Raw genomic sequence first — 14,682 nt, forward strand, 5'->3', positions numbered from 1 at the left:
TCTCTGCACACCGGCTGGCCTGGGTTCCTATGAGCCAGCCGCGTTTCACACACGTTGCGTCATGAAAGACTCAAGACGCACCGCCTCAGACTTCAATCAAGAGGTCCGGGATAAACCCCGTGCATTCGCCGGGATAGCCTCGCGGATTTGAAACAAGCCGGCAGCCCGAGACAACGGTGTCGATGGCATGATGGGTGTGGCCGAAAATCCAGGCATCCGCCTGGGCCACCAGGTCATGCCATTGGTTGAAGTAGGCCGCGCCCAGGTGACCGTCATGATCATTACCTGCGACCTCCTGAATCGGGCAGTGATGCGTGATCACCACTGTCTTGCCCTCGAATGCCTTACCAAGTTCATCGGCCAGGAAACGGCGCGTAGCGATGTTGCGGGCGATGAGGTCGACAGGGCGCAGCTTGCTGTAGCGCTCTCCGATCCGAATGCGCTTGAAGTCGTTCATCCGCTCGGCACATACACCCATTGCGACCTGATAGTTTCCGGTGGCGGTGAAGTCTGTCCAGGCCGTAGCCACCAGAAAGCGGGTGTCGCCAATGATCAGGGTCTGGTTGTCCAGGACATGCACATGCCCGGCGGCGGTCTCTCGCATCTTGATCAGTGTCTTATCGATGTGTCCTTTGTAGAACTCATGATTGCCGCAGGCATAGATCACCGGAGCGTTGAAGGTTTCGTTCGCCCAGGTCACCCCACGGCTGCGCACCGAGATATCCCCGGCCAGCACCACCAGATCGGCCTGGACAGCAGGGGGCTGGAAGTCGACGAATTCCAGGTGCAGGTCGGAGTAAATCAGAAGCTTCATCGGCTGGCAGGCTCCGTGTCGTATCGCACTTGGCATCGGGTCAAACCGGCAAGAAGGTTCATCCCGGTGCAGGACGCGATTAAATCGGGTAGGGAAATCGGTCGTCTGGCCCCATCCCACCACCGGTTGAAGAATGGGTATTGCTCCACAGTTTTGGTCGTTCGCAGGAACCATCACGGCAACAAGCCGTCTGAGCCGCTTGTGTAGCGGCGTCAGTCACTCTATCCGGTGTTATCGATGAAAACGTATACGCATGACTATCCTCCTTCAACCTATGATCTGGCCACGCCCATGAAGCGTTTTTACGCGGTCATGATTGATGTATCGATAGCTCATATTCTTTTCATTGTCACCGAGAAGGTAGTGGGATTATTGGCAGCCTGGTTCTTCGTCTCGATTTCACACTCACTCGAAGTGACCCTGTTCACGATCACTTTTCTGGTGCCTTACCTGTATCTTTTGTTCGCTGACGCACTGCCGCGCGGACAAAGTCCGGGCAAACGCGTGATGCGAATTTCAGTCGTGGGGTTTCCATTCGAGACCTACTGCACGCCTTTCAGATCATTGCTGCGCAATTTCCCGAAAATCCTGTTCAGCGTGCTGGACGCGATCTTCGTGTTCTTTGGTCATCGTCGGCGCCTGGGCGACATGCTGGGCGGGACCATCGTGATCAACAGCAGGAGCCCTCAATGAACCCTCGCACGGTATCAGCCGCTGAACTGGATGAGTCCTGTCTCACCGACCTGTTTATCCACGAAAAAAGCCTCTGCTTTTTCGTGCATCAAGGCAGGTGTTATTGGGTGCTGGACCATACCTACAATTTCGACCTTGATGCCGAAAAAGACTACAGCGCCTATCTGGAGAAGGGCGATATCACGCCTGAGCAATACACCCGGTCCTGCGGGGAATTCAGGAATGGCGTGCTACAGCTTACGGCCGATACCTTTCTGCAGTACCTGAATGATCCACAGGGGACCGCCGCCGTCTGCGAGCGCCTTGAACATTTTTTCATACCGTCGACAAAGTGCGACCCCAAGGCCTTGCTGGCACGAGTCGAAGACCATTATCTGTCCGGGGTGGCGCTGAGCCGTGAAGATTTCTGTCTTGCCAATGTCCTGGCCTCACGGTTACCACTGTTCTACATCAACTTTGATCGTGAGATTTTCCTGCACATGAATCAGGACCGGTTTCACGAATCGCTGGCCCACCCAGGCTGGTTGGCCAAGTGTGCAGATTTCAATTACCTCATACCGGATACGCATCGGTACTGGGCCAAGGGTGTGGACTACTGGAAGCTCAGGTTCGTCTGAGCCCATTCTTGAACACGCGTATCACGTCTACAGACTGTAGACCCAAACCCTCATAGGTATTTCTTGAAGAAGGGCAAACCGCCATGAACGCTCCAGAAGAAACGCCAGAGGCATTGCTTGCACGGCGCATCGCCGGGTTCGATGCCTTCCGCTCTGAGCGCTTGCCGGTGCTGCATGAGTTCTGCACCAGCCTGGGCTTTGCCGAGCCGCATGAGGTCCTGATCCGGCCGGAGAGGTTCTTGCCGCTATTGGATGACGGCTTTTGTCACGCGCACATCAGCGAGCAGAACAGAACCTGGTTCATTACACGCATCGGCTATTTCATCGGCGAGTATCTGGTCTGTCGCTACCAGGGTTGTTGGCAGGTGGACACCGTGCCAGGGTCGCCGACCTTTGCCCGGTATGGGGTAGGGGACTTTTCGTTTGCCGAGCCGCAGGGTGTAATGGTTGATCCTTTCGAGATTGCGCAGGGGTATGCCGATTCGCCGGCGCCACGGGATCTGGCGGGATGGATCGAGCGGGGGATGGTGGAGGCGGGTGTTCGCGGCTGAAGCCGATCCTACGGTGCGCTGGCATGAAAAAGCCCCTGGCGCGAGGCTGGCAGGGGCTTTTCATTGTTGCGCTTACATCAGAAGTCCAGGTTGGACACGGCCAGTGCGTTGCTTTCGATGAAGTCGCGGCGCGGTTCTACGGCGTCGCCCATCAAGGTGTTGAAGATCTGGTCGGCGCCAATGGCGTCTTCGATCGTCACCTTGAGCATGCGGCGCACGCTCGGGTCCATGGTGGTTTCCCACAGCTGGTCCGGGTTCATCTCGCCCAGCCCTTTGTAGCGCTGGATGGTGTGGCGCTTGGTGCTTTCGGTCATCAGCCATTCAAGCGCCTGCTTGAACTCGGTGACCGGCTTCTTGCGCTCGCCACGCTGGACGTAGGCACCTTCTTCGAGCAACGAACTGATCTGGGCACCGAGCACGGTGACCGTCCGGTAGTCGTTACTGCCGAAGAAGTCGCGGTTGAAGGTCACGTAGCTGGAGAGGCCGTGGGAGATCAGTTCGACTTCCGGCAGCCAGACGTTACGCTCGCGGTCTTCACGCAGGCTGGCCTTGTAGGTCAGGCCCGACTTCTCGACCGTGCGCAGGCGCACTTCGAACCTGGCCAGCCAGTCTTGCATGGCGGCGTGGTCGGACAGTTGCTCCAGCGTCACCGCCGGCAGGTAGACGAAGTGCTCGGTCAGCTCCTGAGGGTACAGGCGCGACAGGCGCTTGAGCGTCTTCATCACGGTACGGAACTCGTTGACCAGGCGCTCCAAAGCTTCACCTGAGATGCTCGGGGCCGATTCGCTCAGGTGCAGGCTGGCGTCTTCCAGGGCCGACTGGGTCATGTATTCTTCCATGGCCTCGTCGTCCTTGATGTACTGCTCCTGCTTGCCCTTCTTGACCTTGTACAGCGGCGGCTGGGCGATGTAGATGTAGCCGCGCTCGATCAACTCCGGCAACTGACGGAAGAAGAAGGTCAGCAGCAGGGTACGGATGTGCGAGCCGTCGACGTCAGCATCGGTCATGATGATGATGTTGTGATAGCGCAGCTTGTCGATGTTGTACTCTTCGCGACCGATACCGCAGCCCAGCGCGGTGATCAGCGTGCCGACCTCCTGGGACGAGATCATCTTGTCGAAGCGGGCCTTCTCGACGTTGAGGATCTTGCCCTTGAGCGGCAGGATGGCCTGGGTCCGGCGGTTGCGGCCTTGCTTGGCCGACCCACCCGCAGAATCACCCTCGACCAGGTACAGTTCGGAAAGGGCAGGGTCCTTTTCCTGGCAGTCGGCCAGTTTGCCCGGCAGGCCGGCGATGTCCAGCGCGCCTTTGCGGCGGGTCATCTCACGGGCCTTGCGCGCGGCTTCACGGGCACGGGCAGCGTCGAGCATCTTGCCGACCACGGCCTTGGCTTCGTTCGGGTTTTCCAGCAGGAAGTCGGAGAAGTACTTGCCCATCTCCTGTTCCACAGCGGTCTTGACCTCGGACGAGACCAGCTTGTCCTTGGTCTGCGAGCTGAACTTGGGGTCCGGAACCTTGACCGAAATGATCGCGGTCAGGCCTTCACGAGCATCGTCACCGGTGGTAGCGACCTTGTGCTTCTTGGCCAAACCTTCCTGCTCGATGTAGTTGTTCAGGTTACGCGTCAGGGCGGAGCGGAAGCCCACCAGGTGCGTACCGCCATCGCGCTGTGGAATGTTGTTGGTGAAACACAACAGGTTCTCGTTGAAGCTGTCGTTCCACTGCAGGGCAATCTCGACACCCACGCCGTCGTCACGCTGGACGTTGAAGTGGAAAATCTGGTTCACGGCCGTCTTGTTGGTGTTCAGGTATTCGACGAAGGCACGCAGGCCGCCTTCGTACTTGAACATTTCCTCTTTGCCGGAGCGTTCGTCCTTGAGCAGGATGCCGACGCCAGAGTTGAGGAACGACAGCTCACGAATCCGCTTGGCCAGGATGTCCCAGCTGAAGTGGATGTTCTTGAAGGTTTCGGCCGAAGGCTTGAAGTGGATCTGGGTACCGGTGGTTTCGCTCTCGCCAACGATTTTCATCGGCTCTTGCGGCACGCCGTGCACGTAGGTCTGTTCCCAGAGCTTGCCGCTGCGACGCACGGTCAGTTGCAGCTGTTCGGACAGGGCGTTGACCACCGACACACCGACGCCGTGCAGGCCGCCAGAAACCTTGTAGGAGTTGTCGTCAAATTTACCGCCGGCGTGCAGCACGGTCATGATGACTTCGGCTGCCGAAACGCCTTCTTCTTTATGGACGTCTACCGGAATACCGCGGCCGTTGTCGCGCACGGTAATCGATTCGTCTGGGTGGATGATGATACTGATGTCGTCGCAATGGCCGGCCAGAGCTTCGTCGATCGAGTTATCAACCACCTCGAACACCATGTGGTGCAGACCGCTGCCATCGTCTGTATCGCCGATGTACATCCCGGGACGCTTGCGTACGGCATCCAGTCCTTTCAGCACCTTGATGCTGGAGGAGTCGTACGTTTGGTTTTCGCTCATGCAATCACTCCCGATGGTCGTGGGTCTGGGTGATACGGCCATGTTCCACGTGGAACACGGCAACTGGCGTTTCCGTCTGCCAGTCATCGATCAATAATTCGTGATCTACACAGGTGATGAACACCTGGCAGCGTAAGTCTTCAAGCAAGCGACAAAGCGCGCGGCGGTGGTGGTCATCCAGTTCGGAGGGCAGGTCATCCACCAGGTAGATGCACTGTCCTCGACGCGCCTGGCTGACGAGGTGGCCTTGCGCAATGCGCAGGGCACAGACCACCAGCTTCTGCTGACCGCGGGACAAGATGTCGGCCGCGTTGTGGGCTCCGAGTCTCAGGCGCAGATCTGCGCGTTGGGGCCCGGCCTGGGTATGGCCTATCTGCCGATCGCGCTGCAAGGAGGAGGCGAGCACCGTGCCCAGCTCTTTCTCCTTGTCCCAGCCGCGGTAGTAGCTCAGGGTCAGACCTTCGAGGTCGACCAGTTCGCTTAATGTCTTTTCAAAAACCGGTTTCAGGGCCTTGATGTAAGCGCGCCGGAATTCGTCGATTTCGTTGCTGGCCAGGCACAATTCCCGGTCCCATGCCACTTGCGAAGCGGTGTCAAGTGTACCATGCCGCAGCCATGAGTTTCGCTGCCGCAGGGCTTTCTGCAGGCGCTGCCAAGTGGCCATGAAGCGAGGTTCCACGTGGAACACACCCCAGTCCAGAAACTGCCTGCGGATCTTGGGAGCCCCTTCCAGCAACCGGAAGCTGTCCGGGTTGATCAACTGCAGTGGCAGGGTTTCGGCGAGTTGGGCCGTGCCTCGTGCATTCTGACCATCGATACGAATCTGGAATTCACCCTGACGGTCACGAGAAATGCCCAGGTTGCTATGGCCGCCTTCAATCAGTTCGACCTGACCGAATACCGTGCAACTGGGCTGTTCATACTGGATGACGGGCAGCAGCCGGTTACTGCGAAACGAACGTGCCAGCCCCAACAGGTGCACGGCTTCCAGCACGCTGGTTTTGCCACTGCCGTTGGCGCCGTGGAGTATGTTGATACGCGGAGAGGGGGAGAAGGTCACCGGGTGCAGATTGCGCACCCCGGTGACCGAGACGCGACTGAGAGACATCAGGCTGCGCTATGCATCAGAGGGTCACAGGCGCATCGGCATGACGACATAGGCCGAGTCGTCATTGTCGGACTCTTGCACCAGGGCGCTGCTGTTGGAGTCGGACAGGATCAGACGCACCTGCTCGGTGGTCATCACACCCAGTACGTCCAGCAGGTAACTGACGTTGAAGCCGATTTCCAGTGAGTCGCCGTTGTACTCGACACCGATTTCTTCTTCGGCTTCTTCCTGTTCGGGGTTGTTGGCCTGGATCTTCAGCTGACCACTGGCCAGTTGCAGACGAATGCCACGGTACTTTTCGTTGGACAGGATCGCGGTGCGGCTGAACGCTTCACGCAACGCCTGACGGTCGCCCAGTACCAGCTTGTCGCCACCCTTGGGCAGCACACGCTCGTAGTCCGGGAATTTGCCGTCGACCAGTTTGGAGGTGAAGGTGAATTCACCGGTGGTGGCGCGAATGTGGTGCTGGCCCAGCACGATGCTGACAATGCCGTCCTGCTCGGTGAGCAGGCGGGCCATCTCCAGAATGCCCTTGCGCGGTACGATGACCTGGTGACGATCGGCCTGGCCGATCTCGGCAGCCATCGAGCACATGGCCAGACGGTGACCATCAGTGGCGACGGCACGCAGTACACCGCTGTTGACCTCCAGCAACATGCCGTTGAGGTAATAGCGCACATCCTGCTGGGCCATGGCGAAACTGGTGCGCTCGATCAGGCGACGCAGCTTGCTTTGCACCAGGTCGAAGGTCAGCGAGCCCGGGCCTTCTTCGACGGTCGGAAAGTCGTTGGCCGGCAAGGTCGACAGGGTGAAACGGCTGCGACCGGCCTTGACCAGCAACTTCGACTCTTCGAGCTTGATGTCGATCAGAACGTCGTTGGGCAGGCTTTTGCAGATGTCCATCAGCTTGCGCGCCGGCACGGTGATTTCACCGGGCTCGGCAGGCTCTTCCAGTTGGACGCGGCCAACCAGTTCCACTTCAAGGTCGGTGCCGGTCAGCGACAGTTGCTGACCCTGAACGACCAGCAGCACGTTGGAAAGCACCGGCAAGGTCTGGCGGCGTTCGACTACGCCGGCGACCAATTGCAGGGGTTTCAACAGGGCTTCGCGTTGAATGGTGAAATGCATGGTCTAGTCCCTTGCCTCGATAAACTGCACTGGCATCATCATGTGGTCAATGTACGCAGCAGGTTCTTGTAGTCCTCGCGGATATCCGCGTCGGATTCCTTGAGTTCGTTGATCTTGCGGCAAGCGTGCAACACCGTGGTGTGGTCACGCCCGCCAAACACGTCGCCGATCTCCGGCAGACTGTGGTTGGTCAGTTCCTTGGACAGTGCCATGGCCACCTGACGGGGGCGGGCGACCGAACGGGAACGACGCTTGGACAACAGATCGGAGATCTTGATCTTGTAGTACTCGGCCACCGTGCGCTGGATGTTGTCGACACTCACCAGCTTGTCCTGCAAGGCCAGCAGGTCCTTGAGCGATTCACGGATCAGCTCGATGGTGATGTCGCGGCCCATGAAGTGCGAGTGGGCAATGACCCGCTTGAGCGCGCCTTCCAGTTCACGAACGTTGGAGCGAATACGCTGGGCGATGAAGAAGGCCGCATCGTGCGGCAGCTCGACCTTGGCCTGGTCGGCTTTTTTCATCAGGATCGCCACGCGGGTCTCAAGCTCGGGCGGCTCGACCGCAACGGTCAGGCCCCAGCCGAAACGCGACTTGAGACGTTCTTCCAGGCCTTCGATTTCCTTGGGATAGCGGTCACTGGTAAGAATGACCTGCTGGCCGCCTTCAAGCAGTGCGTTGAAGGTATGGAAAAACTCTTCCTGGGAACGCTCTTTACGGGCGAAGAACTGGATGTCATCGATCAGCAGCGCATCGACCGAACGATAGAAGCGCTTGAACTCGTTGATCGCGTTGAGCTGCAACGCCTTGACCATGTCGGCCACGAAGCGCTCGGAGTGCAGGTACACGACCTTGGCGTTCGGGTTCTTCTTGAGCAGGTGATTGCCCACCGCGTGCATCAAGTGCGTCTTGCCCAGGCCCACGCCGCCATAAAGAAACAGCGGGTTGTAGCCATGCTTGGGGTTGTCGGCCACCTGCCAGGCCGCGGCCCGGGCCAGTTGGTTCGACTTGCCCTCGACGAAGTTCTCGAAGGTAAAGGTGCGGTTCAGGTAGCTGGTGTGCTTGAGCGCACCCTCGACCTGCACGGTACGCCCTTCGGCGCGCACAGGCGCCTGCTGGCTGGCGGCGCCGGCCAGGGGATCGAAGCTGTCACGCGAAGGCTCGTCGCTTTCAGCCTGGCGCACCGGTGCCGGTGCCGGCGTGGTGATCACCGCCGGTGCACTGTTGACCGGTGCAGGGCTGGCTGGCGAGCCCTGGGCCGCTGCAGCCGCCGCGGCCAGAGGCGCGTTGGGTGCCGCACGGGGCGCCGAGCTGCGCTTGCTGCCTATTAATAAGGAAAGCGCAGGCGCCATGCCCTGACCGTGCTCGCCAATGAGTTCGAGCAGGCGGCCCAGGTACTTTTCATTGACCCAGTCGAGCACGAAGCGGTTGGGTGCATAGACGCGCAACTCGCTGCCTTCGGCTTCGACCTGTAGCGGGCGGATCCAGGTGTTGAATTGCTGGGCCGGCAGCTCATCGCGCAAAAGCTCCACGCACTGCTGCCAAAGTTCCACTGACACGGATATCCCCTGAGTTGAAAGCCGCTAAGGCAAAAACAGCGGCCATTGTAGCGATCACCGACCGACTTATCCACATGTAGGTGGCCGCACCGTCTTTTATCCAAAAAATTTATCCCCTTCGATTGCTGAAAATCTCAACACTTAAGCCCTGTGGATAACCGCCCTTCAGGTCTTTGCATAAGTAGGGGGTCAAGCCTGTGCATAACCTGCCTGTGGATAAAAATCACTTTAATACACAGCTTATCCGGAGGCGCAGCACAGCCAGAGCACCGCTTCTCGACAACCTTTTGAAACGCTGTACACCACGTAACAAAAGGCTTACAGGAGGTTATCCACAGATAAGGGGGTGCGTAAGAGTAACAGCTGTATCAAAAAAGCTTTATAAAAAGACTTCTTGTTTCTATAACGACGCAGGCTTTACAGCTCACCGCTGAAACCTGGTGGACAGCACGCAGCATCTTTATAGAGAACTCGTTGAAGTAAACGCTGGTTGGAAATTGACCTATCCGCTTGCTTTCTCTAGAATCGCCGGTCTCTTAAAACGGGGGCCATTCCGGCCCGTTGTCGACGAACCAGGTAACACGCCATGAAACGTACTTTCCAACCCAGCACTATCAAGCGCGCCCGCACTCACGGTTTCCGTGCCCGCATGGCCACCAAAAACGGCCGCGCCGTTCTGTCGCGTCGTCGTGCCAAAGGCCGTAAGCGTCTGGCCGTCTGATTCTCCGGTACAGGTGGTGAGTCAGGACTACGGTCGGGAAAAGCGTCTGCTTACCCCCCGGCATTTCAAGGCAGTCTTTGACTCCCCCACCGGCAAGGTTCCGGGAAAAAATCTCCTGATCCTTGCACGCGACAACGACCTTGATCATCCCCGTCTCGGGCTTGTGATCGGTAAGAAGAGCGTCAAGCTCTCGGTTGAGCGCAATCGCCTGAAACGCCTGATCCGCGAATCGTTTCGCCTGCACCAGGACAACCTGGTCGGCTGGGACATCGTGATCGTCGCGCGTAAAGGGCTGGGTGACCTGGGTAATCCAGAACTGACCCAGCATTTTGGCAAGCTCTGGAAGCGTCTGGCACGCAGCCGGCCTGTGACTCCAGAGAAAACCGAACCTGCAGGGGTGGACAATCCTGATGCGTAAACTGGCACTCGTTCCGATCCAGTTCTATCGCTATGCCATCAGCCCATTGATGGCCAGTCATTGTCGTTTCTACCCCACTTGCTCCTGCTACGCCCTGGAAGCCATTGAACATCATGGCGTTCTGCGCGGCGGCTGGCTGACCCTCAGACGATTAGGTCGCTGTCATCCGTGGAATCCCGGTGGCTATGATCCGGTTCCACCCGTTCCCTCCCGATCTTCTTCGATGGCCGAGTAATCATGGATATTAAACGCACGATCCTGATCGGCGCCCTGGCAATCGTGACCTATGTCGGCGTTCTGAAATGGAACGAAGACTACGGCCAGGCTGCTTTGCCGACCCCGACTGTTGCTGCTACCACTACCAATGCCGATGTACCGGCTGCCGCCACCGATGGTGCCGCGAACGCTGATGTACCGACTGCGGCCGGAGCCACTGCGGCGCCTGTCGAAACCCCTGTTGCAGTCAGCAAGGATCTGATCAAAATCAGCACAGACGTGCTCGATCTGGCCATCGATCCAGTCGGTGGTGACGTTGTCCAGCTGCGTTTGCCGCTGTACCCACGTCGTCAGGACCGTCCGGAAATCCCGTTTCAACTGTTCGATAACGGGGGCGAACGTCTTTTTCTGGCACAAAGTGGCCTGACCGGCACCAACGGTCCGGATGCACGTGCTACCGGTCGTCCGGTTTATTCGTCGACCCAGAAGAGTTATCAACTGGCTGACGGCCAGAATGAACTGGTCGTCGACCTGAAATTCTCGGAAAACGGCGTCAATTACACCAAGCGTTTTACTCTGGACCGCGGCCTTTACGATCTGAAGGTCACCTACCTTGTGGATAACCAGAGCGCACAGCCCTGGTCGGGTAACCTGTTTGGCCAGTTGAAGCGTGATGCCAGCTCGGATCCATCGTCGACGACCGCCACCGGCACCGCCACTTACCTGGGCGCTGCCCTGTGGACACCTTCGGAGCCGTACAAGAAAGTGTCGATGAAGGACATCGACAAGGGTCAGGTGCGTGAAACCGTGCAAGGCGGCTGGGTGGCCTGGCTGCAGCACTACTTCGTGACTGCCTGGATCCCCGAGTCCAATGTCAGCAATGCCATGCAGACCCGCAAGGACAGCCAAGGCAACTACATCATCGGCTTCACCAGCCCGACTGTGACCGTAGCGCCTGGTGCGCAAGGCCAGACCGGCGCCACGCTGTATGCCGGTCCGAAAAGCCAGGCGGTGCTCAAAGAGTTATCCCCAGGCCTGGAACTGACAGTCGACTACGGCATTCTGTGGTTCATTGCCCAGCCGATCTTCTGGCTGCTGCAACATATCCACGCCGTGCTCGGTAACTGGGGCTGGTCGATCATTGTCCTGACCATGCTCATCAAGGGTCTGTTCTTCCCGCTGTCGGCCGCCAGCTACAAGTCCATGGCGCGCATGCGCACCGTGGCACCGAAGCTGGCTGCGCTGAAAGAACAGTTCGGTGACGATCGCCAGAAGATGTCCCAGGCGATGATGGAGCTGTACAAGAAAGAGAAGATCAATCCGCTGGGTGGATGCTTGCCGATTCTCGTGCAGATGCCAGTGTTCCTGGCGCTCTACTGGGTACTGCTGGAAAGCGTCGAGATGCGCCAGGCCCCGTGGATCCTGTGGATCACCGACCTGTCGATCAAGGATCCGTTCTTCATCCTGCCGATCATCATGGGCGCGACCATGTTCATCCAGCAGCGTCTGAACCCGACACCACCGGACCCGATGCAGGCCAAGGTGATGAAAATGATGCCGATCATCTTCACCTTCTTCTTCCTCTGGTTCCCGGCCGGTCTGGTGCTGTACTGGGTTGTGAACAACACCCTGTCGATCCTGCAACAGGCCTACATCACACGTAAGATCGAAGCGGCTTCCAAGAAAGCAGTCGTCTGATCTAACCTTGTGAACAAGTTGTACAAGACGCCCCCTCGTGGGGCGTTTTGCTATCTGTCAGTTTTTCAGGAGTCGCCATGAACGCCCCTCGTGAGACCATCGCTGCCATCGCCACTGCCCAGGGCCGGGGAGGCGTCGGCATCGTGCGTGTGTCCGGTCCGCTGGCCGGCAAGGCCGCACGCGCCATCACCGGCCGCGAACTCAAGCCACGCTATGCCCATTACGGTCCGTTCGAAGACGCACACGGGCAGGTGCTGGACGAAGGCATCGCCCTGTATTTTCCCGGCCCGAATTCATTCACCGGTGAAGATGTACTGGAGCTCCAAGGCCACGGCGGGCCTGTGGTGCTGGACATGCTGCTGCAACGCTGTGTGCAACTGGGGTGCCGCCTGGCACGACCCGGTGAATTCAGCGAACGGGCATTCCTCAACGACAAGCTTGACCTGGCACAGGCTGAAGCCATCGCCGACCTGATCGAGGCCAGCTCGGCCCAGGCTGCCCGCAATGCGCTGCGCTCGCTGCAGGGGGCATTCTCCCAGCGTGTGGATAAACTCACCGAGCTGTTGATCGGCCTGCGCATGTACGTGGAAGCAGCCATCGACTTTCCCGAGGAGGAAATCGACTTCCTGGCCGATGGCGTTGTGCTGGGCAAGCTTGATGGCGTGCGCGAGATGTTATCCACAGTCGTGCGCGAAGCCGGGCAGGGTGCCTTGCTGCGGGACGGCATGAACGTGGTGATCGCCGGTCGGCCAAATGCCGGCAAGTCCAGCCTGCTTAATGCGCTGGCCGGGCGTGAAGCGGCGATCGTGACCGACATTGCCGGAACGACTCGCGATGTGTTGCGTGAACATATCCACATCGACGGCATGCCACTGCACGTGGTCGACACCGCCGGTTTGCGCAACACCGAGGATCAGGTGGAGATGATCGGTGTGCAGCGTGCCCTCAAGGCGATTGGCGAGGCTGACCGCATCCTGCTGGTGGTCGACGCGACGGCACCCGAAGCGAGCGACCCGTTTGCCCTGTGGCCGGAATTTCTCGAAGAGCGTCCAGACCCGGCCAAAGTTACCCTGATCCGTAACAAGGCAGACCTGAGCGGCGATGCGGTCAGGCTTGAAACCAGCGACGACGGTCATGTCACCATCAGCCTCAGCGCCAAGGCGGCAGGCACCGGCCTGGATCTGCTGCGAGAGCACCTCAAGGCCTGCATGGGTTATCAACAGACATCGGAAAGCAGCTTCAGCGCCCGTCGCCGCCACCTGGATGCGCTGCACCGCGCCAGCCGCTTCCTGGAGCACGGCCGTGCACAGCTGACCCTGGCGGGCGCCGGCGAACTACTGGCCGAAGACCTGCGCCATGCACAGCAAGCCTTGGGCGAGATCACCGGAGCGTTCAGCTCCGATGACTTGCTGGGCAGGATCTTTTCCAGTTTCTGCATCGGCAAGTAGCCGTACGCGACCACACCCAGACGGTGTGTGGATAAACAGCGGCCGCAACGGCCGTTGTTTCACAACAGAAATTGTCCACAGCCCCACGATTATCATCCGATCTCTTCTTGCACACCGGCAGCAGGTTCTGCCGGCGAAGCGCTGTGGACAGAAATCCTGTCTGCCGCCTTGACGACGCTCCAGGGCGGAGCACTGTCACGCAGCAAACCTGGGACCGGTGGGAGACGGCTTGCCGGGGCCCGCTTGCCGGTGATCGGTTGCGCAGCAGATGTGTTTCATCAATTGCCTTGAGCGCTCCGCGCTCAATCGCCGGCAAGCCGCCTCCCACAAGGCATGGGGATTAAACTAAATAAAATCAATAAGTTATTTTGTCTTTGATGAGCGTGCGCTTTGTGAATTTGACCGAAAAGACATGAATTTTGTGGATAATCCTTTAAATTCAGCTAGTTAATTTTCTTTGACACAATTTAATACCGCTCATTCCAAGTTACCCACAAGCCCGTCAGCCCCCGGATAACGGGGCTCTCAGGCATTTACCGGACTGACATCTCCTTTTTCAGCTCTTCCAGCACCCGTGGAAAGGTCTTGAAGCCCTCGGCTTCCAGAAAATGCCCGCCCTCCGGCAGTGAAACAAACCGCGCTTCGAGTCTTTTCGCCAAGGCTGCGCTTACCGCATGCGGCACCACCACGTCATTTCGTGCGGCAATCACCACACGGTTGTGGGTAAGTTGAATCAGCTTGCGGTAATCCAGGTCAGGCCGGATAAAGCCGTCGATTTGTGGAATGTTCGGCAGGCGGTCATTGAAACCGGATACCAGCACATAGCCGCCCACTGTGGATAAGTCCTTGCACGTCGCCAGGTACTGCAACAGCGCAATGCTGCCCAGACTGTGTGTCACAAACCACGAATGTTCGTCCGGGTGCGGTATCTGCGCCTGCAGAGCCTGTTGCCACTGTTGTGGCTGTGGGTTGACGGCGGGAGACAGCTCGACGATCGACACACGGGTGCCGGTTTCTTCGAGGCGTTGCTTCAACCAGGCAAACCAGTGGTCGTCGGGCGTGGCGCGATAGCCATGGACGATATAGACATGTGCCGCCTGTTCGGCGGCGAGAGCAATGGGCGTCAGCGTCAGCAGCACCGCTGCGAGCAGGCGTTTGAATCGAGATCTGTGGATAAACACAACAGCTCCTGAGCAGGTCGGGGTGTCATTAACTT

14 protein-coding genes are annotated in these 14,682 nt (G+C 58.6%); 8 read left to right on the top strand and 6 right to left on the bottom strand.

The features are described 5' to 3' along the window. Positions 1-85: 85 nt before the first annotated feature. Positions 86-814, bottom strand: coding sequence for a metallophosphoesterase (locus DGA31_RS17325; RefSeq protein ID WP_109513380.1), 729 nt, complete (start codon positions 812-814; stop codon positions 86-88). Positions 815-1,051: 237 nt separating this feature from the next. On the opposite strand from DGA31_RS17325, the gene DGA31_RS17330 reads away from it, so the two are divergent. From DGA31_RS17330 to DGA31_RS17340, 3 genes are all read left to right on the top strand, one after another. Next, positions 1,052-1,507 carry an RDD family protein gene (locus DGA31_RS17330; RefSeq protein WP_109513381.1) on the top strand — a complete coding sequence of 152 codons (456 nt, stop codon included), beginning with the start codon at positions 1,052-1,054 and terminating at the stop codon, positions 1,505-1,507. Further along, entirely contained in the window at positions 1,504-2,124 is a 621-nt protein-coding gene (locus DGA31_RS17335; RefSeq protein WP_109513382.1) for a hypothetical protein, read from the top strand. Before DGA31_RS17330 ends, DGA31_RS17335 begins: the two co-directional genes overlap by 4 nt. A gap of 83 nt (positions 2,125-2,207) precedes the next feature. Next, the gene (locus DGA31_RS17340; RefSeq protein WP_109513383.1) at positions 2,208-2,675 is read left to right on the top strand and encodes a hypothetical protein; all 468 of its coding nucleotides are present in this window, start codon (positions 2,208-2,210) and stop codon (positions 2,673-2,675) included. A 77-nt stretch (positions 2,676-2,752) separates the two neighbouring features. Here the strand turns inward: DGA31_RS17340 and gyrB are convergent, their stop codons facing one another. From gyrB to dnaA, 4 genes are read right to left on the bottom strand one after another with little or no spacing between them, the layout of a single operon-like run. Beyond that, positions 2,753-5,170, bottom strand: coding sequence for a DNA topoisomerase (ATP-hydrolyzing) subunit B (gyrB, locus tag DGA31_RS17345; protein ID WP_109513384.1), 2,418 nt, complete (start codon positions 5,168-5,170; stop codon positions 2,753-2,755). A gap of 4 nt (positions 5,171-5,174) precedes the next feature. Beyond that, complete coding sequence (recF, locus tag DGA31_RS17350) at positions 5,175-6,278, bottom strand: DNA replication/repair protein RecF (RefSeq protein WP_056840968.1); 1,104 nt, start codon at positions 6,276-6,278, stop codon at positions 5,175-5,177. Positions 6,279-6,302: 24 nt separating this feature from the next. Continuing rightward, positions 6,303-7,406 (bottom strand): DNA polymerase III subunit beta, encoded by a 1,104-nt coding sequence (gene dnaN, locus DGA31_RS17355; protein ID WP_056840967.1) that lies wholly within the window; start codon positions 7,404-7,406, stop codon positions 6,303-6,305. Positions 7,407-7,444: 38 nt separating this feature from the next. Further along, the gene (gene dnaA, locus DGA31_RS17360; RefSeq protein WP_056840966.1) at positions 7,445-8,965 is read right to left on the bottom strand and encodes a chromosomal replication initiator protein DnaA; all 1,521 of its coding nucleotides are present in this window, start codon (positions 8,963-8,965) and stop codon (positions 7,445-7,447) included. Positions 8,966-9,551: 586 nt separating this feature from the next. Here dnaA and rpmH point away from each other — a divergent pair. The 5 genes from rpmH to mnmE all read left to right on the top strand — a co-directional run bounded on the left by rpmH (position 9,552) and on the right by mnmE (position 13,466). Then, positions 9,552-9,686, top strand: a complete 135-nt coding sequence (gene rpmH / locus DGA31_RS17365) for a 50S ribosomal protein L34 (protein ID WP_002551315.1) — start codon at positions 9,552-9,554, stop codon at positions 9,684-9,686. Between the two features lie 16 nt (positions 9,687-9,702). Next, positions 9,703-10,104 carry a ribonuclease P protein component gene (gene rnpA / locus DGA31_RS17370; protein ID WP_056841500.1) on the top strand — a complete coding sequence of 134 codons (402 nt, stop codon included), beginning with the start codon at positions 9,703-9,705 and terminating at the stop codon, positions 10,102-10,104. Further along, positions 10,097-10,339 (top strand): membrane protein insertion efficiency factor YidD, encoded by a 243-nt coding sequence (gene yidD, locus DGA31_RS17375; RefSeq protein ID WP_082481769.1) that lies wholly within the window; start codon positions 10,097-10,099, stop codon positions 10,337-10,339. The genes rnpA and yidD overlap by 8 nt, the downstream gene beginning before the upstream one ends. Before the next feature lie 2 nt (positions 10,340-10,341). After that, positions 10,342-12,018 carry a membrane protein insertase YidC gene (gene yidC, locus DGA31_RS17380; RefSeq protein WP_056840965.1) on the top strand — a complete coding sequence of 559 codons (1,677 nt, stop codon included), beginning with the start codon at positions 10,342-10,344 and terminating at the stop codon, positions 12,016-12,018. Positions 12,019-12,095: 77 nt separating this feature from the next. Continuing rightward, positions 12,096-13,466: a tRNA uridine-5-carboxymethylaminomethyl(34) synthesis GTPase MnmE gene (gene mnmE / locus DGA31_RS17385; protein ID WP_109513385.1), complete on the top strand. Its 1,371-nt coding sequence runs from the start codon at positions 12,096-12,098 to the stop codon at positions 13,464-13,466. Between the two features lie 533 nt (positions 13,467-13,999). On the opposite strand, the gene DGA31_RS17390 is transcribed toward mnmE, so the two are convergent. Further along, entirely contained in the window at positions 14,000-14,647 is a 648-nt protein-coding gene (locus DGA31_RS17390) for an RBBP9/YdeN family alpha/beta hydrolase (RefSeq protein WP_109513386.1), read from the bottom strand. Between the last annotated feature and the right edge of the window lie 35 nt (positions 14,648-14,682).

The sequence above is a fragment of the Pseudomonas ovata genome (assembly GCF_003131185.1).
Classification (GTDB): domain Bacteria; phylum Pseudomonadota; class Gammaproteobacteria; order Pseudomonadales; family Pseudomonadaceae; genus Aquipseudomonas; species Aquipseudomonas ovata.